Annotated in this window: 21 protein-coding genes and 2 pseudogenes; 16 read left to right on the top strand and 7 right to left on the bottom strand. The window is 55.6% G+C overall.

Features of this window, described 5'->3' with window-relative positions:
- The first annotated feature begins 148 nt into the window (after window positions 1-148).
- The 5 genes from VQ067_RS14540 to VQ067_RS14560 all read left to right on the top strand — a co-directional run bounded on the left by VQ067_RS14540 (window position 149) and on the right by VQ067_RS14560 (window position 3,982).
- A complete protein-coding gene (locus VQ067_RS14540) occupies window positions 149-355 on the top strand; it encodes a major capsid protein (protein WP_003142298.1) in 207 nt (68 codons plus the stop codon).
- Window positions 356-503: 148 nt separating this feature from the next.
- The gene (locus tag VQ067_RS14545; protein ID WP_317951598.1) at window positions 504-1,844 is read left to right on the top strand and encodes a virulence factor TspB C-terminal domain-related protein; all 1,341 of its coding nucleotides are present in this window, start codon (window positions 504-506) and stop codon (window positions 1,842-1,844) included.
- A 1-nt stretch (window position 1,845) separates the two neighbouring features.
- Window positions 1,846-2,157 (top strand): DUF2523 domain-containing protein, encoded by a 312-nt coding sequence (locus VQ067_RS14550; RefSeq protein ID WP_237500603.1) that lies wholly within the window; start codon window positions 1,846-1,848, stop codon window positions 2,155-2,157.
- A gap of 2 nt (window positions 2,158-2,159) precedes the next feature.
- On the top strand, window positions 2,160-3,341 hold the full coding sequence (locus VQ067_RS14555; RefSeq protein WP_311061370.1) for a zonular occludens toxin domain-containing protein: 1,182 nt from the start codon (window positions 2,160-2,162) through the stop codon (window positions 3,339-3,341).
- A 338-nt stretch (window positions 3,342-3,679) separates the two neighbouring features.
- Complete coding sequence (locus tag VQ067_RS14560) at window positions 3,680-3,982, top strand: hypothetical protein (RefSeq protein ID WP_010794183.1); 303 nt, start codon at window positions 3,680-3,682, stop codon at window positions 3,980-3,982.
- Window positions 3,983-4,014: 32 nt separating this feature from the next.
- On the opposite strand, the gene VQ067_RS14565 is transcribed toward VQ067_RS14560, so the two are convergent.
- Both VQ067_RS14565 and VQ067_RS14570 read right to left on the bottom strand, forming a co-directional pair.
- Window positions 4,015-4,236 (bottom strand): BPSL0761 family protein, encoded by a 222-nt coding sequence (locus VQ067_RS14565; protein ID WP_010792965.1) that lies wholly within the window; start codon window positions 4,234-4,236, stop codon window positions 4,015-4,017.
- 38 nt (window positions 4,237-4,274) lie between these two features.
- Window positions 4,275-5,276: a DNA-binding protein gene (locus tag VQ067_RS14570; protein WP_010794184.1), complete on the bottom strand. Its 1,002-nt coding sequence runs from the start codon at window positions 5,274-5,276 to the stop codon at window positions 4,275-4,277.
- Window positions 5,277-5,381: 105 nt separating this feature from the next.
- On the opposite strand from VQ067_RS14570, the gene VQ067_RS14575 reads away from it, so the two are divergent.
- From VQ067_RS14575 to VQ067_RS14605, 7 genes are all read left to right on the top strand, one after another.
- On the top strand, window positions 5,382-6,428 hold the full coding sequence (locus VQ067_RS14575) for a site-specific integrase (protein WP_077488341.1): 1,047 nt from the start codon (window positions 5,382-5,384) through the stop codon (window positions 6,426-6,428).
- 29 nt (window positions 6,429-6,457) lie between these two features.
- Window positions 6,458-7,201, top strand: coding sequence for a DUF5131 family protein (locus tag VQ067_RS14580; RefSeq protein ID WP_003111049.1), 744 nt, complete (start codon window positions 6,458-6,460; stop codon window positions 7,199-7,201).
- Between the two features lie 21 nt (window positions 7,202-7,222).
- A complete protein-coding gene (locus VQ067_RS14585) occupies window positions 7,223-8,539 on the top strand; it encodes a three-Cys-motif partner protein TcmP (RefSeq protein ID WP_003111048.1) in 1,317 nt (438 codons plus the stop codon).
- Window positions 8,540-8,950: 411 nt separating this feature from the next.
- A complete protein-coding gene (locus VQ067_RS14590; protein ID WP_012075823.1) occupies window positions 8,951-10,360 on the top strand; it encodes a saccharopine dehydrogenase NADP-binding domain-containing protein in 1,410 nt (469 codons plus the stop codon).
- A 15-nt stretch (window positions 10,361-10,375) separates the two neighbouring features.
- Window positions 10,376-11,104: a hypothetical protein gene (locus tag VQ067_RS14595; protein ID WP_003111046.1), complete on the top strand. Its 729-nt coding sequence runs from the start codon at window positions 10,376-10,378 to the stop codon at window positions 11,102-11,104.
- Window positions 11,101-12,006: an EamA family transporter gene (locus VQ067_RS14600; protein WP_003120172.1), complete on the top strand. Its 906-nt coding sequence runs from the start codon at window positions 11,101-11,103 to the stop codon at window positions 12,004-12,006. The genes VQ067_RS14595 and VQ067_RS14600 overlap by 4 nt, the downstream gene beginning before the upstream one ends.
- A 7-nt stretch (window positions 12,007-12,013) precedes the next feature.
- A complete protein-coding gene (locus VQ067_RS14605) occupies window positions 12,014-12,478 on the top strand; it encodes a GNAT family N-acetyltransferase (RefSeq protein WP_003120171.1) in 465 nt (154 codons plus the stop codon).
- 179 nt (window positions 12,479-12,657) lie between these two features.
- On the opposite strand, the gene tnpC is transcribed toward VQ067_RS14605, so the two are convergent.
- From tnpC to VQ067_RS14620, 3 genes and pseudogenes are all read right to left on the bottom strand, one after another.
- Window positions 12,658-13,020 (bottom strand): Tn3 family transposase post-transcriptional regulator TnpC, encoded by a 363-nt coding sequence (gene tnpC, locus VQ067_RS14610; protein ID WP_003111043.1) that lies wholly within the window; start codon window positions 13,018-13,020, stop codon window positions 12,658-12,660.
- Window positions 13,017-16,031, bottom strand: coding sequence for a Tn3 family transposase (locus VQ067_RS14615; RefSeq protein ID WP_003111042.1), 3,015 nt, complete (start codon window positions 16,029-16,031; stop codon window positions 13,017-13,019). The genes tnpC and VQ067_RS14615 overlap by 4 nt, the downstream gene beginning before the upstream one ends.
- Window positions 16,032-16,486: 455 nt before the next feature.
- Window positions 16,487-17,484 (bottom strand): annotated as a pseudogene (locus tag VQ067_RS14620) (IS3 family transposase).
- Between the two features lie 418 nt (window positions 17,485-17,902).
- Here VQ067_RS14620 and VQ067_RS14625 point away from each other — a divergent pair.
- Window positions 17,903-18,544 carry a hypothetical protein gene (locus VQ067_RS14625; RefSeq protein WP_023087971.1) on the top strand — a complete coding sequence of 214 codons (642 nt, stop codon included), beginning with the start codon at window positions 17,903-17,905 and terminating at the stop codon, window positions 18,542-18,544.
- A gap of 177 nt (window positions 18,545-18,721) precedes the next feature.
- Entirely contained in the window at window positions 18,722-19,348 is a 627-nt protein-coding gene (locus VQ067_RS14630) for a hypothetical protein (protein WP_169311264.1), read from the top strand.
- Between the two features lie 129 nt (window positions 19,349-19,477).
- Here VQ067_RS14630 and VQ067_RS14635 read toward each other — a convergent pair.
- Window positions 19,478-20,440, bottom strand: a pseudogene (locus VQ067_RS14635) (IS3 family transposase).
- Between the two features lie 431 nt (window positions 20,441-20,871).
- Between VQ067_RS14635 and VQ067_RS14640 the strand changes: the two are divergent.
- Entirely contained in the window at window positions 20,872-21,414 is a 543-nt protein-coding gene (locus tag VQ067_RS14640; protein WP_003122765.1) for a hypothetical protein, read from the top strand.
- 22 nt (window positions 21,415-21,436) lie between these two features.
- Here VQ067_RS14640 and VQ067_RS14645 read toward each other — a convergent pair whose 3' ends face one another.
- Window positions 21,437-22,636: a PucR family transcriptional regulator gene (locus tag VQ067_RS14645; protein WP_033991337.1), complete on the bottom strand. Its 1,200-nt coding sequence runs from the start codon at window positions 22,634-22,636 to the stop codon at window positions 21,437-21,439.
- Between the two features lie 293 nt (window positions 22,637-22,929).
- Here VQ067_RS14645 and VQ067_RS14650 point away from each other — a divergent pair, with 293 nt between their 5' ends.
- Window positions 22,930-23,796 (top strand): phytanoyl-CoA dioxygenase family protein, encoded by an 867-nt coding sequence (locus VQ067_RS14650; RefSeq protein WP_003089190.1) that lies wholly within the window; start codon window positions 22,930-22,932, stop codon window positions 23,794-23,796.
- Window positions 23,797-23,832: the final 36 nt, after the last annotated feature.

The following is a 23,832-nucleotide window of genomic DNA, read 5'->3' on the forward strand; positions in this document are numbered from 1 at the left end:
GTAACTGTTGCACGCGAAGAATTAGCCCCGGCGGGGCTAAGTTCCGAAGATCGCGATCAGTTGTTAGACCAGACGATTGTTCTGTTCGCCGTGATCTTCGGGATTCTCGCGGTGCGTAAAGCACTTAAATAACTCTGGAGTATCGAAGATGCAAAAGTTGAAAAAGATGTTCGTTCGTGGCGGCGTGGTCCTGGGCTCGGTCGGCCTGCTGGCTGGCCAGGCGATGGCTGAAGTTCCGGCTGCTGCCACTACTGCGTTGACCGATGCGCAGAAAGATGGTGTCGCCATTGGCGGAACCGTCCTGGGCGTGATCATCGCCATTGCGGCGTTCAAGTATATCCGCCGCGCTCTCTAACTTGCCTCGGGGCATGTAAGTAGCGAAGCCCCGCATTGCGGGGCTTTTCTTTTGGAGTGTCCAATGTCGATTGATCCCAATACTTATGTCTTGATTGTCAGCGCTGCCGCTATGTGGGCGTTGTTCTTTGCACGCCTGTAGGTGGTCTATGAAGCTTGCACCGGCATTTATTCTTTTGACACTGTTCCCGCTCTCTGCGATGGCTCAGAATTATTACTGGATTCTGAATGGGCCGACGGCTCCGGGTTCGTTCTCAAGTCCTGATGCGGCTTGTCAGGCGGGATTGGAAATTTATAAAAAGCAATATCCGGCTGTTACGTTTGAAATCAAAGACCGTTTTCCGGTTTCGGCTGAGGGTTTTCGTTGTAATGTTTGGCGTTATTACAATGGGAATCGCATTGATCTTGATTGGACTATCTCTGTTCAGCGCAAGGGTGATAGTTGCCCTTCGGGTTTTATCTATAACAGTCAAATGGGGCGTTGTGATGAACCGCCACCGCCTGATCCTTGCCGCGATAAAGCAGGGCAGCCCGCTTCATTCACTTTGATGCGTCCCGACCTCGGCGGTCTTGGCTCGGTTGAAAACGTTTGTATGAATGGTTGTCAGGTGGCTATCGGTTCGGCCACTTGCGGCCCGCTGAATTCTGACCCGACAAAGGGTTTCTGCTCCGGTACTGGTACGTATACGGGGTCTCAATGTTCGCCGACTGATGAGATGGGCGGCGGCAATAACCCGGACCCGGACCCGAATCCTGATCCGCCGGATCAGCCTGATCCGCCGGACAAGCCTGACGAGAATGGGTGCATCCCTCCGGCCCAGTGGTCGGGAACGACCTGTGTCATGCCGCCTAAAGAGCCTGGGGACGGTGATGGCGGTGATGGCGGCAGTGATGGCGGTAGCGGTGGTGGAAACAACAATGGCGGTGGTGATGGCTCCGGTGGTGGCGACGGCAGCGGGGGTGGTGATGGGTCAGGCAATGGCGATGGCTCCGGCAATGGTGATGGCTCGGGTGATGGTGGCGGCACCGGTGGCGGTGATAAGCCGGGCGAGGAGGAGGGGAAGTGCGACCCGGCCAAGGACCCCAGTTGTAAGCCGTCGAGCGTAACGGGTGAGAGTTGCGATGCGGACCTCTCTTGTGAAGGCGACGCGATTCAGTGCGCGATTCTCAAACAGCAGAAGAAACAAACTTGTGCGTGGGATTACGACAAGGCCAAGGCCACTATTCAGGCTGAAATCTTGAAAGATGAATACAAGCTAAAGAGTTCATCGATCGATACGGGCAAGTTGTTCAGTGATGGTACAAGTGCCAGTCGATGGCTTCCGGCTGCGTGTCCAGCGCCGAAAGTAATTTCTCTGCGTCTTGCTCCGAGTCAGACGTTTAGTTGGGAGCCGGAGTGTCAAATGGCAACGTCGTTAGCGCCGATTATTGTCGGGCTGGCTTCGGTGTTTTTCGCGGTTTATGTCGGTCGATCCCTGGGAGGGTCTTGATATGCCAATGTTTGTTGCGCTGTTTTCGTTTTTGAGTTCGATTGCTGGTCCATTGGTGGCCAAGGTGCTGATATCGCTGGGTATTGGCGCGGTCACGTATACGGGTATTAGTCTGATGATTAGTCAGGTCAAGACGTATGCGGTTTCCATGTTTGGAAGCGTCGGTGCGGACTATGCGGCGATCCTGGGGCTTGCCAAAGTTGATGTGGCTTTTAATATCGTTTTTGCGGCGGTTGTTGCACGCGCTGTGATTTCTGGCATGGATAAGGCGAGCGGTAGTATTACCAAGCTCGGTAGCGTCAAGGGTAATTAATTATGTTCGTATTGCGTACCGGCCTCCAGGGCAATAGCAAAACACTTAATACGATCAAGGAAGTGGATACGAAGGCGGCAAAGGAGGGGAGGACTGTTTATTACCACAATATCCGCGAGTTCAAGGCGGATCATCCGGCGATCAAGGCGCAATGGATTGAATTTGATCATCCGCAGGAATGGTTCAAGTTGCCGAAGAACAGCATTATCGTGATCGATGAGGCGCAGACGTTCTTTCGAACTCGGCCGCAGGGGTCGAAAGTGCCGGAGTATGCCAGCGCCCTGGAGACGATGCGCCATTCTGGTCATGAGGTTCATGCGATCACGCAGAGTCCAACGCTGATCGATCACCATATGCGTGACCTGTGCAACTGTCATATCCATTATTTTCGAGGCGGCGGCGGGCCTGTTGTAAAGCGTTTCGAGTTTCAGAAAGTTCAGATGGATGTGAATAAGAAGTACGTGTTTCCTGATGGTGAAACCACCCGGATCACCATCGATAAGACGTATTTCGGCTGCTACAAGTCTGTTGCCGATGGTGCTGAGCACCATTTCAAGTTCAAGCCGCCGAAGGCGCTCTTCGTGCTGGTCATCGTCGTCGGGGTTGTGGGTTATCTCGGCTACGGGGTCTATGAGCGTCGTATCGCGGCGCATGAGGCGTCTATCGAGCCGCCCGCAGGGGCTGAGGCGGTCATGCCGCAAACGGCTCCGCAGGCCGTTCCCGCGGCTGATGTAGCGCCGGTGCTGACCGCTCAGGAGTATCTTGATCTGCGCACGCCTCGGGTGCCTGACGTGCCAAGCTCCGCGCCGATCTACGACGAGTTGACGAAGCCGGTGACGTATCCCAAGCCGTTTTGCCTGTCGTCCAGGGACGAAGAGCTTGTGCGGCGCAATGCGCTGAAAATGGAGCTGGGTTATCGTTCGGGGCGCTTGTACGGTTGCCGCTGCAACAGCCAGCAAGGCACGCGGATGCTGATCAGTTTTGATGCGTGCATGAACTACGTGGAGAACGGTGCGTTCGATCCGGCGATTCCTGATCGCGTTGTAGGCGCAGGCGGGTTCGGGCCAGGCGAGGGACGAGCCGGTACGATCCCGCAGGCGCCGACCGCTCGACCGGTTGAGTCGGTCAGCCAGGCTCGTGTCACTGTGGTGCCTGATACGAGCCGCTTACCTCGCACGCTCTGACCTCTGGCTTCGCATAATGTATATTATGTTAAATTAAATGCTATGTTAGAAGCCAGGATGATTCAGTCCTAAAGCGTCAAGGCTAAGGGGCTATCGCGTTGGTTTGTATCTAGGGGGCATGCCGAGATAAGGGGGAAATTCATTCATTTGGTCTGTAAGTAGCTGTTTTTGATCATGAAAGCCCTAGGGCGATGATCGCATTAACCACACCCGCCTCTATCTTGTGCTGCGAACTCCATTCCCATCCGCCGACAGCGTTTTTGATCCGCTCGTAGCGCAGAAACGACTTTGAGGCTTTTGGATGGCCCTTTCCTCAACCGTCGCAGGAGGTACTGATCATGGAGCACACTGCCGCTCAACCGGTTGAAACGGTCGTAGACATTACCTGTGATGTTTGCCGCCAGAGCACTAGCGTTGAAGGTTATGGTCAACAGTTTGGAACCCTTCAGGCACACTGGGGGTATGGCTCCAAGCATGATGGCGAGCGCTACAAGGTTCATCTTTGCGAGCTTTGGTTTTTCCGCACACTAAGCGGCCTACGTCGCGAGCGCATGGTCAACGCCATGTTCGACGAGGAGCCTGATTCCACGAAGGATGAGTTCGGCCTGGTGCGGCGTGACGAATTCTGGGGCGATGGCTGAGCCTGAGCGCAGATATCAGGAGTGGTAGCCGTTCAGTCTTCAATCGAAGAGCTGAAGACAGGCTCGAAAATCGAACCCGCCGCTTGCTCCTCATTCCGGCCGGCCTGCAGCATGTCGCCCTTGCTCGGGTAGTGACACAGCAGCCGCCGAGCCTCATTGCGGATGGACTCCGACAAGGTGGTGTCACGAGAGAGCTCGACGAGAAACTCCTGGGCCTGCACCACCGAGCGGGTACGTTCGTAGGGTAGCGTCATCTGAACCTCCACTCCGCTTCTGACCTCAGTGTGCCGGATCATGAGCTACTTGCGCCACCGCTGCTCGTGGGCGGTGCCTGCCCGAGCAATTTCAGTTGCGCGGTGGCTTTAGCCAGACGCTCCTGCAGGCTCTGGGTTTGCTGTGCCTGAATCGAGGAGGCTTCACCAAGCCGGGTCACCTCATCCTGCAGAGCGTGGCAGCGCTGCTCCAGGGCTTCATTCGTACGTTCAATGCTGGTCAGCGTGTTCTGGGCGACCTCCAGAGCCTGAGCCTTCTGCGTCAGTAGCTTCTGCTGCGCATGCTGATCCTTCTGCTGCTGCCGCGCCTCGGCAAGCAGGCGCGCATTGTCGCGGTTCAGGTGGGTCAGCTCGTCCTGCTTGACGATCAGGGTCTGCTGTAGCTGTCGCAGTTCCAGTTGCAATTGTTGTACCTGCGACTCGTGCCGGCGCTGCTCTTGCTCACGCTGCTCCTTGCTGGCCTGGCGATAGTGCTCCAGGGCATCACGGGCATGCTCATGCTTGTCCTCCAGCGAGCGAATCTGCCCGTCGCGGTCTTGCAGGCGCGCTTCCTGGTCGTGGTTGGCTTGCTGCAGGCGGGCATTCTCGACCTCGGCCTGTTGGCGCAGCTGTTGTTCCTGCAGCAGTGCTTGCTGGGCAGCCTGGAACTGCTCCGTGAGCCCAGCGCGCTGACCTTCCAGCTGCTGGATACGGCTTTCGGCCTGCCGAATCTGGTTCTGGTAATCGAGTCGTTCCCGTGCCAGTTGTTCGCGCTCCTGGGCCACGTCGGCCTGCGCTTCCTCCTTGAGCTGATCCGCCAACTGGGCCACCAGGTTGGCCAGCTGCTCGCTGAGCGGCAATGCGGCCGCGTTCCGGCCGCGGTCGGCGTCTTCGAGTTCTTTCAGGTAGCGATGGATGGTGGTTTTCGAGCCGGTATTGCCCAGCTCGACCCGTATTGCGTCGATGCTGGGATTCTCACCCCGCGCCAGGATGGCCTGGCGGGCTTTCTGAACCAGTGCCTTGTTGATGCCGCCGCGGGCCATGGTCTGCTCCTACGATTTCATAATGGATTACATACCATGTATTTACATACTAAATTGTCATGAAGTAAAGCAGGATTTGAAGGCTTGTTTCAGATAAAATAACCGATGATTATTCAATATGATTGGCAAAAACGGCTGCTTCGCGGTCGTTTCCCAGTACACAAAGGGCACGCACGGGCGATGAAGGACGTCGAGCGCTACCTGCAAGCCGGCACGCGGGAAAACACCCGGCGTAGCTACCAGTCGGCCGTCGAACATTTCGAGGTGACCTGGGGCGGCTTCTTGCCGGCCACGAGTGACTCCATCGTGCGTTACCTGGTGGACTACGCCGACACGCTGAGCCTCAACACGCTAAAGCAGCGCCTCGCCGCCCTCGCGCAGTGGCATATCAGGCACGGCTTCCCCGATCCCACCAAGACCCCGACCGTACACCAGGTACTGAAGGGAATTCGCACCCTGCACCCGAGCCAGACAAAGCAGGCCGCGCCGCTGCAATTACAGCATCTGGAGCATGCGGTTGAGTGGTTGGAGCAGGAGGCTATGTGTCTGTTTCAAGCCGAAGACCTGGCGGGATATTTGCGCTGTCGGCGGGATACGGCATTGCTACTAATCGGCTTCTGGCGAGGCTTTCGTAGCGATGAACTGTGCCGCTTGCAGGTGGAGCACATTCAAGCCGAAGCCGGTGCTGGCATGACGCTGTTTTTGCCTTGGAGCAAGGGTGACCGGGACAACCTTGGCACCACTCACTACGTACCTGCGCTGAGGCGGCTGTGCCCAGTACAGGCCTATCTCGACTGGATCGGTGCAGCAGGGATTGCTCGAGGGATGGTTTTTCGTCGGCTGGACCGTTGGGGCAACTTGAACGAGGCTGGCTTGAATCCTGGCAGTCTGATCGTCCTACTGCGGCAGATACTCCAGCGTGCGGGGATCCAGGCTGACCTTTACACCAGCCACTCATTGCGTCGAGGCTTCGCCACCTGGGCCACGGCCAATGGCTGGGACATTAAGGCGTTAATGACCTACGTGGGGTGGAAGGACATCAAATCGGCGATGCGCTACATCGACCCTGCCATCTCCTTTGGCGGCCTCGCTGCGAGGCCTGCTCTCGAACTAAATGCCAGCACTTTGACTCAAGTGCCAGCTTCTCACTAACATCGACGCACGACAGGAGTGACGGTGCAATGAGTACGCAGACCAGCATCGAATGGACGGAAATGACCTGGAACCCGGTGGTGGGTTGCACCAAGGTGTCGCCGGGCTGCAAACACTGCTATGCCGAGAACATGGCGCGTCGCTTGCAGGCCATGGGCACGCCCGGCTACGAGAACGGCTTTCGCCTCAGCCTGCGCCCAGAGAAACTGCAGGAGCCTCTGCAGCGCAAGAAGCCGACCATCTACTTTGTCAATTCCATGTCTGACCTGTTCCATGAGCAGGTGCCGGACACCTACATCGACCAGGTGTTCGCGGTTATCCACCAGGCCTCACAGCACACCTTCCAGATCCTCACTAAGCGGGCCGAGCGCCTGGCCGACTATTTCAGCCAGCGCACACCGCCGGCCAACGCTTGGCTGGGGGTCTCGGTCGAGGACCGGGAGTACGGCGTGCCCAGAATCGACTGCCTGCGTGGCATCAACGCCGCGATCCGTTTCCTCTCCGCGGAACCCTTACTAGAAGACTTGGGTGAACTGAACCTGACTGACATCCATTGGGTCATCGTCGGCGGCGAGTCCGGCGCCAAGGCCCGGCCAATGAAGCAGGAGTGGGTGGATAACATCCACCGCCAGTGCGATGCCTTTGGCGCTGCTTTCTTTTTCAAACAATGGGGCGGCTGGGGCTCCGATGGCGTGAAGCGTTCAAAGAAAGCTAATGGCCGGCTGCTGAAGGGCCAGACCTGGGATGAAATTCCGCTGCTGACCCTCGCCTGATACCAAAACAAGGACGACCCGATGGCCAAGGATGACGAGAAGTACCGCTGGGACTGGGCAACCCAAACCTTTCCCACCATCGATCCACACAGCAAGATCAAGCACCAGATCATCGACGACTACATCCAGGCCTACATCGATGTCCTGATGCGGAATCAGCAAATGCCACTGCTTGGCCTATCAATTGTCGATGGCTTCAGCGGTGGAGGTATATATAACGACAGCGCAGGCGGTCACCACTTCGGCTCCCCGGTGATCGCCCTGGAAGCAATCCAGGAGTCGGAAGTGCGCAACAACGTGGGGCGCATCAAGCATCGACCGATCTGCTCGCAGCATCACTTTGTGGATGTGAAGCCGAAGAATACTGCTTGCTTGCACGCCGTCCTGGCCAGCCGCGGACATCAGGCCCGCATTGGACAGGACATTCACCTGCATACCGCCGAGTTCACCAAAGCTCTTCCGGCCATTGCGCAAAGCCTCAAGGCCTTTGGAAAAAGCGAGCGCGTTCTGTTTCTGCTCGATCAGTACGGCTACGGAGACGTGCCATTCGGCCAGATCAAATGGATCTTCCAGCACCTCAGCAATGCTGAGGTCCTGCTGACCTTCAATGTCGACTTTCTAATCACGTACCTAGCGGACCGCCACGCCAACCGCAAGGCTATTGCCAGTATCGGTCTAGAACAGTATGTCCCCTGGGAACAGCTACGGCACTTAAAAGCACATAGCTCCCAGGATTGGCAGTACCTGATCCAGCGCTATCTGTCGGACGGGATCAAGCAGGAAAGCGGCGCGCAGTTCATGACGGTGTTCTTCATTCGCCCACACGGCACCAACCCCATGGCCTACTGGTTCATCCACCTGGCGAACAGCTACCGCGCCAACGACGTGATGAAAGCCATACACTGGAAGTACGGCAACAATTTCTCCCACCTGTTATCACCGTCCTGCTTCTTTGGTTACGACGCTAACCGGGATGTGGGGGTGACCGGCCAGCCGGACCTACTCTGCGAAGGAGAACACCAGTTCGACCAAGTGACTGATACCCGGATTCGTGGGGAACTGTCCGAGCTGCTACCCAAACAGGTATTCGAAGTCGAGCGTCGTCCCTTCATCCAGCTCATGACGGAGCTCACCAACTTCACCATGGCAGACGAAAGTCGCGTGAAGCTGGCCCTGGATGTCGCGGTGGCCAACGGCGATATCCAGGCAGTGGACAAGGAAGGCAAGAGCAGGCGGCGCAAAGGCACGAGCATCAAGTCCACCGATATCCTGATCGCGCCGCCGCAGAAGACGTTTTTCTTCTTTCCCCAACAGAAGAAGACGTCCAGGGACACATGACCATCAACACCGCTGCCGCCAACAGTGTTAGATCTGATCCTGGCCTTGTCGACCGAAACGCTGGTCAAGCGCTCCACTGCGGTTAAGGCCTGGCCCCTTCTCTGGGCCTGGCTGCCAGTCTTGATTGCAAGCTCCAACGAGTGCGGCGATAAGAAGGGAGTTTCAAGCGGGCAAGCCCAAAAACTGCATAGTGCGTGATGTGCAAGTGAAAATCATTGTCACTTGCCACGGAGCTGACTAAAACCTGCCCAGTTGGCACCTCCCTCTCCGAAGTTAACTATCGATTAAGTATTTGATTTAAAAAGAAAATATAGGCGATCCAGAAAAATAATTTGACATGCCAGCCAAGTTCAAAGTAGACATGCAGGCATAGGGAAACAGATTTTCATAATAGACAGTAAGGATGCTTGAATGGGTTTTTCAATTAATCCCCCCCAGCGAATTGTCTTTGTGGGACTAGGAACGATTGCCCAGTCCTTCCTTCCTCTCCTTTCTAAGGTTCACGACTTATCTACTTTAGAAATCTACGCGATCGATCCAAAAACACCACCGCTTATTGAGTACTTTGCTAACAGTTTTGGCTTAAAATTTATCAACTCTGCAATTGATCAAATCAACTATCGCGACATTCTTGTGCCGATTCTTGGTGAAGGGACGGTTCTAATAAATCTATCAACCGATGTCTCAAGTCTTGCCCTGATAGAATTATGCCGCTCCGCAGGGGCTCTTTATTTAGACACATGCATTGAGCCGTGGAAGGGCGGATATGATGACCCAACCATACCACTGCATAAGCGAACTAACTATCACTTAAGAGAACAAATGCTGTCTCTGAAAAAGAGGCTAGGCTCAGGGGTGACGGCTCTCGTGGCGCATGGCGCGAATCCTGGGTTGGTATCCCACTTCGTTAAACGTGCTCTTTTAGATTTAGCGGAAGAGATATTGGGTGATTGTAAAAAGCCCTCTAATAAAGAGCAGTGGGCTATCCTAAGCCAAAGATTGGGTGTCAAAGTAATCCATGTCGCAGAGTACGACTCGCAAATTTCTCAGAAATCTAGGGAGAGGGGTGAGTTCGTAAATACTTGGTCAGTGCATGGGTTCATAAGTGAGTCGCAACAACCGGCAGAGTTGGGCTGGGGAAGTCACGAGCGAAGTCTACCCACGGATGCGTCAATGCATACAGATGGATGCGGAGCAGCAATCTATATTGAGAAGCCAGGGGCCTCTGTTAGAGTTAAGACATGGACGCCATTCAACGGCCCTAGCTTAGGTTATTTGGTAACTCATCACGAGGCAATTTCAATTGCTGACTTTTTGACGCTCAGAACTGCCGATGAGACATATAGACCAACTGTCCATTATGCCTATCGCCCAAGCGATGAAGCAATTCTCTCTGTACATGAATGGTTCGGCAATGATTGCATGACTCCAGAAAAGACAAAAGTACTTCGTCCTGGTGATATCTTGTCGGGTTCTGATTACCTCGGTGTTCTTCTTATGGGGCACGAAAAATCTAGTTATTGGTATGGATCTATCTTAAGCATCGAAAAGGCCAAGGAACTTGCCACTCTCAACACTGCAACAACGTTACAGGTAGCAGCCGGAGTTCTTTCCGGTTACTTATGGATCCTGAGCCATCCGTCGGCAGGAATAATTGAAGCCGAAGACATGGATCATGAAGTGGCACTATCTTATATTTCACAGTATCTAGGCGAACTAAAAGGGGTTTATTCGGACTGGAATCCTACCAAAAACAACCCAGGCACCTTTTCGGCCATAGATAGCGACTCTCCCTGGCTGTTCTCAAATTTTGTCCTCTGAACAAGGAGCGTTCAAGTGTCAAATGTTAAGTCGGGTATTGGTCTTAAAAGCTACGAATGGTCATCCCTGGAGTTGCTGAAGGGTTTGTCAATTGAACAGATAAAGTCGAATCCCTCAAAGCTCGAGGAGCGTCGGCCTTTCTTTTGGCATGACATGAGCTCTGAATTTGATTCAATAAACTTCTTGCGCTACTTGTTTGGCCGTCGCGACATTCAATTTAGCAATGAATTTATCGAGTTCGTATGCCTGTGGCATCTCGATGAGCAAAATCATTATCGCGGACTGAGAAAGATTAATAGCGTACTTTACTCCATGCCGGAAGACATGATTGATCGCGAGATTAGATCGAACTCTCCGGACTTTTCTCATATCGAAGACTTCATGAAGGATGAATTCACAATTCTTCTCTCTATCGCATTTGATGAAGTGACCAGCACAAGAGCCTACAAGCAAGATGTAAGCTTCTTTGACTCGTTTGAAAACGAGTCTCTTTCAACCTGGATTAGATATGCTGCCCGTGATGAGGCAGCCCATTACGGTAATGCAATGAAAATTCTTCGCCTTAATCACTCTCATCGCTTTGATGAGGTTGAGGCGATTCTAGACAAGATTGTGGAATTCGAAACTTCAGAGAGCTTCGACTATCAGCGAACCTTTATATTTGACCATGACACCGACGACTTTTCTCATGTTTTATTGAAGGATAGTCGCGATACCATATTAGAGGTGCTTCGAGGAAAATGACCTGGTTAGTTATGGCACTTATGGCTCCACTGCTGTGGAGCCTTTCAAATATCCTGGACAAGCTGGCAGTGATCCATCATGCGAATCACTGGACTACATTTATATTTCTCCTGAGCATTGGAAATCTTCTTTATTCTGCGCTGATTTTTCTTCTCTTTACACCATCTGACTTTGACACAACCTCAGCGCTTCTGAACCTGCTGTCAGGATTATGCATTTTTGGAATGTATTTCCTATACGCAATGCCGCTGAAGTCGGTCGATATCTCTACTGCGATTGCGCTTCATCAGTTAACTCCTTTGCTGGTGCTTGTCGTATCGATCCTCTTGCTTGGCTATTCGCCAACAGGGATTGAGCTGCTCGGCATTGCCTTGGTTTTTGTCGGGGTTTACTTTGCTGTGGCAATCGGCAAAGGGAGACCAGGCTCGATAAGTTTATCAGCAGTATTGCTTCTAATAGGTTCAGCAGTTTTTGGGGCGGTGGCTACGCTACTATACGATCACCTGCTCCTGAGTCACAGCCTGCCCTCGGTTCTTATGTTTAACTATGCAGGCTACGGTCTTGGCGGGACTCTGATGCTGCTGGTTCCGAAATGGCGCCATTCCATCGCAAAGGATGTCTCCGAAATGCCACCAAAGGGCTGGGCGGTGTATGCGCTGAGCAATCTCTTCGACGCCGGTGGATACGCGCTTTTTATTGGCGCATTATCTGCTGGTGGAAACGTTGCGGTGGTCTCGGTTTTGGTCAGTCTTCACCCGGTATATGTGCTAGCCTTAAGTCATTGGCTAGCAATAGTTGACCCAAAGATACTCAGCGAAAACTTTAGCTCGTCGGACGCATATAAGCGCATGAGCGCCATAGTCGTAATCGTTGCCGGCGTAATAATGATGACCAAGATCTGAAGATGCCATGAGCAAAAATTCAAATATCAAGTTGATCTCAGCCTCAATAGATGATGAGCTCTTACTCGTGGAGCTAATGAAAAAATACCACCTATACGATGGTATTGAGATGACTGACGAAGACAGGCTGGCTGCACTTCGCCCTCTCTTGTCATCTTCAGAAAAGGGCAACGTTTGGATTATTTGTCTTGGCAGCAAGCAGATTGGATATATTGCTACTTGCAATTGTTACAGTATCGAGTTCAGGGGGATTGAGGTCTGGATTGATGAATTTTATATCGATGAACAGTGCCGAGGACAGGGATTTGGCAGTGAGATTCTAGAAAAGGTCAAGTCCTTCTTGAAGTCTCAAGGTGCCGCAATAGTTCATCTAGAAGTGGACGAAAATAATCCTAAAGCAGTAAGCCTTTATAAGAAGTCAGGTTTCGAATTTCGCGAGCGATTCGTTATGATGAGTCATAGTCTCAAGTAAAGATATACATTTTGAGTGGTGCCTATGATTACGCAGCCCCTTGTCAAATTGGCTGCTGAACTGGTCGACGTTCGGGCAATGCCGGCGTTTCTTTGTCGTGATCGCTCAGCGGCTACCGAATCGCTAGGTCACTGATCAAGCCGGGCTGATTCCGGCTCGGCTTGATACGGTTTAACGAGCTACTGCTGATGCTCAGGCTCAAGACTGGTCAAGGGAGTTAGGAAGCCCTGAGCGGAGCGAATCCACGTCGCCAGCGCTTCTAGGCCCAACTGCACAGATTCTGCTTCAGCCCAGATACACGCGTTCTCGGTGGGCGCAGCCGGGGCAGTCCCCTCGACGATAGTCAGTGCCATTGCGTGCAATTTCAGCAGTTCGTCACGCAAGGCGGTGATACCACCCATTTCCGAGAGGCATGCATCCAGACCTTCAACTAGCCGTAGAAGTTGGGATGTATCGAATCCGGCTCGCATTCTGTCCAGTGCTGCGATGTCCACCTCACCGTAGGGTGTGACTCGAAAAGACGCTGACGCAATCTCGATCATATTGCCTCCTCGGCCGCGGCCTTACTGGTCGAGTTGACTCGCAACGAGCCGGCAGCCTGTTGGAATACCGAATCCTTGATCCAGGGCTCCGGCGGTCGGTTGAGCTTAAGGTTGAACTCGCCGAAACGCTTGACGTTACTGGTCAGGTAGGGGCTAAGAAAGGACACGTCCTCATCGGTAAACTGCCACCCTTCGCGGGCTAGTTTTTGCAAGATGCGCATCATGTCCACGGTGTTCTGCAGAATCACCGACGAAGCCACCATGTCGTTGTAACGCAGACGTTTCTGCTGCTCGTCCGGATCGTTTTCGGCAATTACATCGCCGCCAAAAGAGAGCCACTTGGAGAAGCCGTTGTAGGACTCGATCTTGTTGGTGTTCGCAGTGACTTCCTGGCGCAGCTCTCGGCTGCCAATCCAATTGAGCAGGAAAATCGTGCGGATAACACTGCCCAGCGTCTGTGCTGCGAGGTAGAGCTTGTTGCGCCGGCTGTAAGAGCCAAGTTTACGTAGCAGCATGGGCGAGGAAATCTTGCCGGCCTGGATCGACAGCGCAATCTGCATCAGATCCTGCCAGTGAGTTTCGATCAGGTGCCAGTCGGCAGTGTCGGTGAACAGTCGGTTTATGTGCTTGTACGATACGCCTCGATCCGGTCGGCACATCACTAGGTCGCGCCAGTTGCGGATACGCGGCATCAGATTGATACCCAGGAGATGAGTGAAGGCGAATACTGTGGCCGACTGGCCCTGGGTGTCGGAGTAGACCGTATCGGGCTCGACGCTAAGGCTGACTTTGAGCAGTCCCTCTATCACATAGATCGCCTCCCAGATGCCTGGCGGGATGAAGTGCTGGAACACTGCAATGTAGTTGTTGGCCACGTGTCGGTACGCCACGGCCCCCATCTTGCGATAGCGGAAGTGGTAGCCGGCCAGTAGGTTGTCGTCATAGAAGTCGAACTGGGTACCGTCTGCGGCCACTGCTTTGCCATCGCCCCAAAGCTTGGGCAGGTCAAGTTGCAGATAGAGCTCCACCAACTCGCGATTAGCCTTGTCCAGTTTCTCCAGCGAGAGGTGGCGGCGATTGGTATAGGACAGCATATGCGGTGTGACATTACCGGCCAGATGCCGCGCGGCCTGGCTGGGACCGAGATTGCAGCCCATGGCGAAGATCGTCATCAGGTAGCGCTCGGCCGGCTCTTTGAGCTTTGGCTCGTTGCCGGACATCGGTCCGAAATGCCGCGTGAACTGAATCCAGTGCTCAATGTTGGCCATAATGTCCAGCACGTGCCTGGCTGGCATACGCTGCATAAGCGCCGTCTGTAGCGAGATGGCTGAAGGCGGGATGTCCCGTGCCATCACCCGCCGCAGTACCGGCTCGCCTGCATCGTTGATCGACACATCCCCTCGACAGGAAGGGAACTTGTCATCTAACTGTTGCGCGGTTTCCTCCAACTGGCTCTTGAGCGAGGCGACAAACTCCTTCGCTGTGGTAGGAAGGCCCACCTTCTCGCAGTATGCCGGTAGCCGCTGGAGACACTCTTCCCAAGGCAGCAACTGTTTACGGTAGTCGGCGAAGGATTCCGATCCCTGCACGCACAGATCACCCGAGCGCAGTTCACTGGCCAGGTAGGAGAACACGCAGACCTCCAGATAACGTCGGTTGGTAGGCGGCCCTTCACTGGTAGGGCGACGCACGATCTTCACCCAGCGATCTGATGCAAACGACAAGTCGACATGCTCATCGATCCATTCACGGTGCAGATTCTCACTGTCCTGAATGAGCTGAAGCGCCTGGATAAGTGAGCGATCCTGGGTGGTGGGCTCCAACTGGAGAAGGTGGCTGAGGCGAAACAGCAGTGAACGATGGGACTTGAAGTGCCTCCAGATCAGCGGCAAGTAGTTATTACCTCCTGTGGCCTGAACTTCAGCACAAACCTCTCGCAACCGATCCATGTTGCCATCGGGGGAGAGGTATTCTCGAATCAGGCTACCAGCCTCCTGGTCATCCGGCTCTTGAACCAGAATCTGCACCACGCCGTCCAGGGTGGCCGCCAGTTGTTCCAACTTCTGACGTTGACGTGCCTGGATTTGCTCCAGCTCCTCCTTGGCGCGTTTGTGGATCGTGGAGATTCTTCGGATGAACATCTCGGCCAGGTGATCTCGGGTTCGCACCCGCATACGGTAGATCAAAGCAAGCATCAGCGTGTAACGCTTCGGCAGCGAGCAGTCCTTCAGTTCAGATACATCCGACGCCGCAGCTTGGGCAGCAAAGTGGCGAATTTTCGTATCGACGATCCCATCAAAAATGGCATCCAGTTTCCCGAAACTCTCTAGCCAGGCTAGGTGGTCGATCAGTACCTCCAGATGCTTGCGCGAGGGTTTCTTGGGTGCCTGTTTGAGTGTGTTGAAGTCACTCTGCCGACGCCCGAAGTCCGTGTCGAGAAGATCCCTTAGCTTATAGATCACCTTGATTGGAGCTCTGGCTACCACAAGGTTGAAGATTTTCTCTTGTGCTTCTGCACGAGCGGCTTCTGCTAGGTCATTCAAGGTCGAATAGGCGGGCAGCTCGTAGTTTTGGCGCAGCAACTCGTCAATGATCGCATTAATAATGTCAGCGCGCTGTTCGAGGAGGGGAGCCATCAACTGTGCATGCGTGGATGCTATGTCTTGACCATCCGAGCCGTAGAACGGTCGAACCCCAAGTTTTTCCCGAACGGCACTCATATGGCGGTAAAGCTGCATCCACTTGTAGGGTGATAGCGCAACCTTGCTGCGTAGACCTATTTGTGTGCGGATGAAATCGACAACTGGCTCCGGCACTTCAGCGATTTCTGGAAAGTATCGGAGTACCTGAAAAGTCTTGAACAGAACAGCGAGATTCAGTCGGAATGCTGCATTAGAGCGACTTTTGACCCACGTGACTTCTTCCTCGGAGAAGCTGAATTCACGCTGAAGCTCGGCCCTCGAATAGGAGCGCGACAAAACAGGGTAGGCGGTACGTTCGAGGGATGCCATGTGTCACTCCTTTCCTTGAACCAGACGGAAAAGATAGACCATGAGGTGCAAGCCAGCGCTTGCCGGATAGAAAGCCTTTCAGAGCAATGGCTTACATTCCAAATGAATGAATTTTCCCCTTATCTCGGCATGACCCCTATCTACGGTAGAGCTCCAGAATCGCCTACCTGTTGGCACAGAACAGCCCTTCGATTTACGTCAGCACTCCCCTCGTCCATGCTGCTTTTACGAACAGCCAGAGAAGCCATGTGCGAGGGTCGAGTTGTTCCCACGCAGGTCAGCATCAAGCCCGATCTGGCGCTGTACGGTGGTCGCTAAGCTGCTACCTTCAACGCTCAGGCGTCCTCAGATGTCATTGCCGAGGGCCTGGTGGTTGCGATGATGACGTCGTCCTCTGAGGTCACCCTTGCCAAGTACCCCTCAGATCTCATCTCGTTGACTAACCTCTGTAGTGGTCAACCCATCCCGGACAGTGGGTTGAGTTTTTCTTCGGCCACCGCAGGTGGTAACCCGTCGTTGAATTGATGCGGCCTGATCCAGTTGTAGCGGTGCATCAAGTAATGACTGATGTCCCGTTGGGCCTCCTGCGCCGTCAGGTAACCCGTTGACGGGACCCACTCCGACTTCAGACTGCGGAACAGGCGCTCCATCGGCGAGTTATCCCAGCAATTCCCCCGACGGCTCATGCTCTGCTGCATCCGATAGCGCCAGAGCCGTTGCCGAAACAGGCGGCTGGCGTACTGGCTGCCCTGGTCTGAATGGAACAGCACCTGCTGTGGCCTGCCGCGCTGTTCGTAGGCCATGTCCAGGGCCTTGATCACCAGTTCGGCATCCGGCTTGGCCGAGAACGCCCAGCCGATCACCCGCCGTGCCTGCAGATCCAGCACCGCCGCCAAGTAATGCCAGCGGCCTTGCGCCCAGATGTACATGATGTCGCCACACCACACCTGATTGGGACGCTGGACCGCGAACTCGCGGTTCAGCCGATTCGGGATATCCGGCCGCTCAACCATGGCCTGTCTATAGGCGTGCGAGCCCGGTTGCTTGCTGACCAGGCCCAGCTCACGCATCAACGCGGCGCGCATCGACCCGACGACGTCGAAGACGGTGGACGTAGTAGCAAGACCGCGCCACATCGAAAGCTAAACAGACCACTTCCACCGACTATCGAGTTTGTCCGACATCAAGAGAGCGGTAGCCTTTTTTAGGATCGCTTTCTCCCGCTCCAGCCGGTTGATCCGAGCCTCCAGCTCCTGGATCTTCTGCTGTTCTGGGGCGAGCGCCTTGCTCTTCGGGGTCACGCCGTCGCGCTTCTGCTGGAGCTGTTTCACCCAACGGCGCAAGGCCGACCCAGCGAACGGCAGGCGTCGATATGGCTGTAGCCTTGGTCCAACACCAGGGGCGCGGCCTCTCGCTTGAACTCGGCGGAAAACGTACGTCGTTGCTTGCTCATCAGACACCTCTCTCACGGCAAGGATTGTCGCCTAAATCGGTGTCCGGGATTACAAACTGCCCTTCAAAGCTAGCTATTGGTCGTTCTCTGCCGGTCTCAGATCCGATGCAAATGCTTGGTCTAGTCAAATGCAATCAGGTGGTCAAGTAAGCGCAATTGCGCAGCGGCGAGCGGTAGTTCAGTGCGCTGCGGATGTTCCTCGCTGTAATCCTCTCTCCCCTTCAGGGCCTGACACAAGAAGGGCATAATGGCATAATGCAGCCACCTGCATCGCTTGCTGCCAGGAAGCGATGACGTAGCGATAAGGAAGTCGCCCCGCAATGCTCTTCCCTTGCTTTCCGTCATTTCTTGATATCCGTAAATCATCACTACCCTCTCGATGCAACGACCAGAGTTGCGGGTAGTTCAAGGAGAGACCGTGCGTTCGACTCTGCCACCACTCACTGGTTTGCTGATGCTTGGTCTGGGCGGGTGTGTTTCGTTCCATCCCGCCGGTCCCATCGGCGCACCTTCAGAAACAGCGCAAAGCACCTACCCGCACGCTGTCCAGGTGGAAGAGGTACAGATCACCGACAGGAAAATTACCAATGCTGACTGGCGCCGCACCGTCAGCGCGGCCCTGACCCAACAGATCGGGCAGCATGTCGAGCGCGGTGAGTATTTCGGGCGCTTGATCAGCTTTCCAGCGAAGGTCGAAGGCAATGACGTTGTGTTGAAGTTCAGCTTCTCCTCGCTAGAAGGCAAGCGAACCCCGCATCCCGGCTATATCCCAGGTGCCCTGCTGACACTGACTGCATGGATCTGGGTGAACGGCCCAATCTACGTGGACAAGTACGATCTGGTCGGTGACCTGTTGATCGAAAACGCTGAGGGCAAGGCGCTGGCCAGCAGCCACAAAGCACTGGACGTCCAGCAGAACACAGGCCTCTGGGATCACGACTATGCCGCCTTCTCCCTGGGCAGTGTGCAACTCACTCAACTGGTGGAGTCGCTGCTGAAGGATGCCACTGCGCAGTTGCCCTGCCCTGAGGGGGAGCCTTGTGAAAGCAAGCCGGATTGACCAGGGAACGGTTGCAGTCCGCCAAACCGGTAGTTTCACCATCCAAACAGCAACAACGGCGATTCAAAGCATTAGCCACTGCAAGATCATCCAGAAGGCCGATGGCTACGCCTTTTTCTCACACCCTACCGATAGCACCCCCCAGAAGGAGGCAGCGAGAGCAGGGTCACGCTTCGCGTGACGCGCTATCCCTCCTCGCCCAAGGACGAGGTTTCTCGCGCAAGACTGATGAAGAAATACCACCTCGCGCTATTAGGCGCTCTCTGCCTGCAACTCACCGGCTGCATTTCCTATTCGCACCAGCAGCAGGCAGACGCCAGCGCTTGGCCGATTCCACTGAACTCGGCCAAGCCCACCGTCAGCCTCAAGGTCGATACCGACTATCAGTTCAACGGTACCCCCAGTCAGCGCGGATTCAATCTACCTCGCCTGGAGAGACTGCTGATCAAAGAGTACCAGAGCAGTCAAGCGTTCGAGCAAGTCGCGCTCGGACTCAATACTGCGGACGTCTACGCCAAGGTGAAGGTTAGCAACCATGAAACCGGCAGCATGCTTCTGGCGATCCTCTCAGGCGCTACTTTACTGGTGATTCCGGGAACCTTTGACAATGAGTGGATCATGGAGACTCGTTTCTTCGATGCCAATGGCAAGGAACAAGGACGCGTGGTCAAACGGGAGATAACGACTACCTGGACGCAGCTACTGCTGGTGTTCGCCCTGCCCTTCAACGAATCGACTGATGAGATCTTGGCCAAGTTGGCACGGAGCACTCTGGAAGAAGCAAGTCAGCGCAAGTTGCTCTGAATGACGTTACGGTAGGGGGCATCAGTAGGCCGACCAAAACATCTTGGCGTAAGACTGGGTAGGTGTGATGATCAAGGCAGTCAATGTGCCCGCGTTGCAGTGACCTGCCCCCAGTTTTAGTACCGCTGCCTAGTTAGTAGGCCCTGGGGTTGATATTAATTTTTCCTGCTTCAGCTGCTGCTGGCGAGTTCGCCAACTTGCAGCAAATTCTGCCGGGGTGGGATTGCCAATCGCGCTGTGCGGTCGGTGTGCGTTGTAATCCCGCCGCCAGGCCGCGATGCGGATTCTCGCTTCGGCCAGCGAACAGAACCAGTGCTCATTGAGGCATTCGTCCCGGACTCACCGTTGAACGACTCGATGAAGGCATTCTGCGTGGGCTTACCAGGCTGAATCAGCTTCAGCTTGATGTCGCGCTGATAGGGCATTTGATCCGCCGCCCGTTGCTCAGTGCATCGAAGACGAAGTCCATCGACCAGACTTGGTTTGGTGCGCTCGGCAAACTCAGGCGTTCGCGCTCCACCGCGACGCCATGGCGGCGGCGCCGCCGTTTCACCATCAAGCCGGCAGCGCGGTACAGGCGATAGATCCGCTTGTGGTTGACCTGCACGCCAGCACGCCGCAGCAGGATGTGCAGGCGGCGATAGCCAAAGCGCCGGCGCTCTTGGGCCAGTTCCACCAGTTGGGCTTGCAGCTCGGTGTTTTGCACACTGGCTCGCGGCTGGTAGCACAACACCGAGCGGGACAGCCCGATCAACTGACAGGCACGACGCTCGGAGATGCCGGTTCGCGCCTGCATCTCCTGCACCGCCTCCCGCCGTGCTGTCGGGCTTACCCTTGTCCCCGGGCGACCACTTTCAGCGACTCGATGTCGAGGTGGGCCTCGGCGAGCAACTTCTTCAATCGGCTGTTTTCCAGTTCAAGATCCTTCAACCGTTTGGCGTCCGCCACGGTCATACCGCCAAACTTCGCCCGCCAAGTGTAGAACGATGCATCACTGAAGCCGTGTCGGCGACACAGTTCCTTCACCGGCACACCGGCCTCCGCCTGCTTGAGGAAGTCGAGAATCTGCTCTTCAGTAAAACGCTTTTTCACTGCCGTCTCCTGCTCGGAAAACGGACTCTACTAAGTTCGGCGTGGTACTGAAATCGGGGGGCAGGTCACCGCCTCTGCACGGAGCCCACTGCATGAAATGCTGTATCGCCGATACGGGCCCGTCATGAGCAAATACTCATCCTCACGCTGAATGTCCCGCAGCCATGACGGTCCATCTATGCCGCATATTCGCAGCCTGCCGGCTGCTCTGGCACTCCGTCTGGACAATAATGCATTGGGACGACGTCCGCTGTCTTGAGTCGAAACCGGAACATGACATGAAGATGAAATTGTAGGTATGTTCCATTGACGATGACGGCGCTGCTGCGGCAAGCGCCGTCCTGCATTGAATATTCAAAAAGTGCTCTGGCGGGACTCATCTTTCTATTCGAAGATGAAACGAGCAGGCAACCATAGCAGAAGGACGACGGATGTCACCTAGCCCCTCCCCCGACGAGCGTCGGCTTGTATTCGAAGCGCGCCGACTGACCATTGAAGCACTGGTGAAAATCTATCTTGAGCAGGTTTCTTCCTCAAGGAACCTGGTGACGGTCTACCTTCGCCTCATGTTCACGTTGTCACTCGGTGCCCTCGCCGGCGTGATAACTCTATATGGGACCATGCTTCGCTTTGGCACTTCGGCCAGTATCAGCATGATCACTCCCCTGGAGGTGGTTCTTGCTATCGCAGCGCTTGCGGCCCTGGTCACTTCGGCTCTGCTTTCCGCGCGGGCGCTCCAGAAAAGTGCATTCGATGTCGCTCCGCTCTTGCATAACCCATTTCCAAGCGCGGACTCGGTGATCGATTCAATATTCGATGCAGACGATATCGATGAGCGGCAAATACTCAGAAAGCTTTATTTCGCCCTGGACAAGACTGTCGAGCATCAGCCTCCTCTCAGGCTCAGCACTCGTCTGATCACCCTCTTCCTTATTGGCGGTCTTTTCCTGACCGGGGCATCCTTTTTACTGTGAAGAGCGCGTTCGGTCTTTATGGTTATTTATCATCATCGATCAGGGGAGTACTCCAGATCACCAGTTCAAGGGCCGCGGCGATCTGAATGCGATGATCGGCAAGCCGGACGGGCAACAGGTCCTGGGCACGCTCCAGCCGGCGCAGCAATGTGTTGCGATGCGTGCCCAGCGCTTCTGCGGTCTGGGTGACATTGCAGCCATTGGCCAGGAAGGCGTGCAGCGAGCGCTGAAGCACCGAAGGCTCCGTCGCCAGCCGCCCCAGGGTGCTCAAGACGAACTGCCTGGCCGCGCGGTCGTCCTGGGTCATCAGCGACACCATCCTCACCTGGTCGATGGTGGCAACGGCGGGTGCGCCCGCCAGGCGGCCCATCAGCCTTTGCGTCGTCAGGGCCTCCAGATGCGAGCGACGGAAGCCATTGACTCCCGTGCCCGGCGAGCCGATTGCCGCGCGAATCCCTGAAAACCGCAGTGCGATGCCTTGCAGCAGGTTCAGGTCCAGCGGTTTCGCCGCATGGCTCCAGACCCACAGGGTCGCGGGGCCGGCGAATACGATCAACGGCGCCGCCGTGCCCGTGAGTTGCGCCAGGGTACGCGCCACATCCTCCAGAAGGCGGATCTCGGCGTCCGGGCTTTCGCACCAGACCAGGCCGGCGTAGTGCTTCTGGAAAAGGCTGTAGCCCAGCCGCCTGCCGAATTGCTCCGTATCCACATCCCTGCCCTCGAGCAGCCGACTGATCAGGCTTCGTTTGTCGATCGGGTCGTCATGGGCCTGGGCGCTCTTTTCTTCCAGGATGATCTGGGTCACCACACGCATGTTGCTGTCGATGAATTCCGAGATGGACCGCGACGAGACCTCCAGGAACTCCTCGAGCACCCTGGGATCCTGCGTCAGGTTGAAGGCCATCTTCATCCATAGCTCCCAGGCGGTGTTCTGTGTCGACCTCGCGACATTCATCAGCAGCTCGGACAGCCCTCTGCGGGCGAGTTCCCTGGCCGTGTCCACCATGTCGGCCGAGACGTAGGGTTGCACCGGTTCTCCGGGGCGCTGCAGATTGGCGTTCGCCCAATGCAGCAACTCTGCGCGGTTGGCGCGCCGGCACGCCGCGAGGATGACCGGGTCCTCCAGCAGCTTGGCATCTTCCGGTGAAGAGAACAGCGCCTGATTGAGGCGCTCGACCCACTCCGGCGGCAGCGTCTGAGCGAGCTCGGCGCCTTTGCGCATGAGTTCACGAACGGCTTCCGATGGGCGTGGCCAGGAGGATGGCGTACTGGTCATGGGCGGTGCAAAACACTCAAAAATCACAGAGGAAATGGTGCAGTTCGTACCTTGGCGCAAGGTTGGGGGAAACCTAGCATGAACTCACTGCCTGAACAAAAAATACAAGGAGGCGCCGTGACGCTCCATGTTCTTTTTTTGGGGTTTAGCGCAGTGGCAAGCGGGCTTGTTCGCCGGTGCCCGTTGCCCGGGCAGCGACCCGCCTGCGCCAACCGTTCCTTCAATCCGGAGTTCTTTCAATGTCAGCCTCTCGCGATACCTTCAGCCTGCCCGTCGTAACCCGCTCGACTCCAGCGCAAGAGATTGCACTGCTGAGCGACCAGGCAGGTGCGGTGATCATCCGCAACTTCATGACCCCCGAACAAGTCGCACGGATCAACAACGAACTGGACGCTCCCCTGGCCGCGCTCGAGGCCGGCTCCAAGCACCAGCACGAGCTGATCGCCGAGTTCCATGGCCGCCAGACCAAACGGCTCACCAACCTCGTCACCCACAGCAAGACCTTTCGCGAGGAGATCCTCGATGACGACCTCTTTCACGACCTGGGGAACGTGCTCTACGCCGCGGAGTGCGGTGACTGGTGGCTGACCACGGCCCAGTTGATCGAGATCGGCCCAGGCAACAAAGCGCAAATGCTGCACCGCGACATGGCGCAGTACCAACCGTTCGTGGCCATGAATAAACATGCGCCGCGCACCATCACCAACCTGATGCTGGCGCTGACCGATTTCACCGAGGAAAACGGTGCCACGCGCTTGATCCCCGGGAGCCAGGACTGGGATGACTTCGACGATGTAGGAACCCCAGAAATGACGATCCCTGCCCTGTTGAAAGCAGGAGATGCCGTGCTGTTCGGCGGGAAAGTCGTTCATGGCGGCGGGGCCAACGTGACCGCTGACTTCTACCGTCGCGGGCTGACCATCCCGATGCAGGCTTCGATCATCACGCCTGAAGAGGCCTACCCGTTGATCGTGCCGCTCGAACTGGTCAGAACGCTTGCTCCGCGCGTTCAGAAGATCCTCGGCTTCCGCTCCCAGTACCCCAATGGCAGCCCAGGCCTGTGGCAACATAACTACGCAGACCTGGCCGACTATCTCCAGCTCTAGAAGCCTTCCACGCTGGCCGGCCTGGCCCCGAAGGCG

This window comes from Pseudomonas sp. KBN12P06040 (genome assembly GCF_037574965.1).
Classification (GTDB): Bacteria; Pseudomonadota; Gammaproteobacteria; order Pseudomonadales; family Pseudomonadaceae; genus Pseudomonas; species Pseudomonas aeruginosa.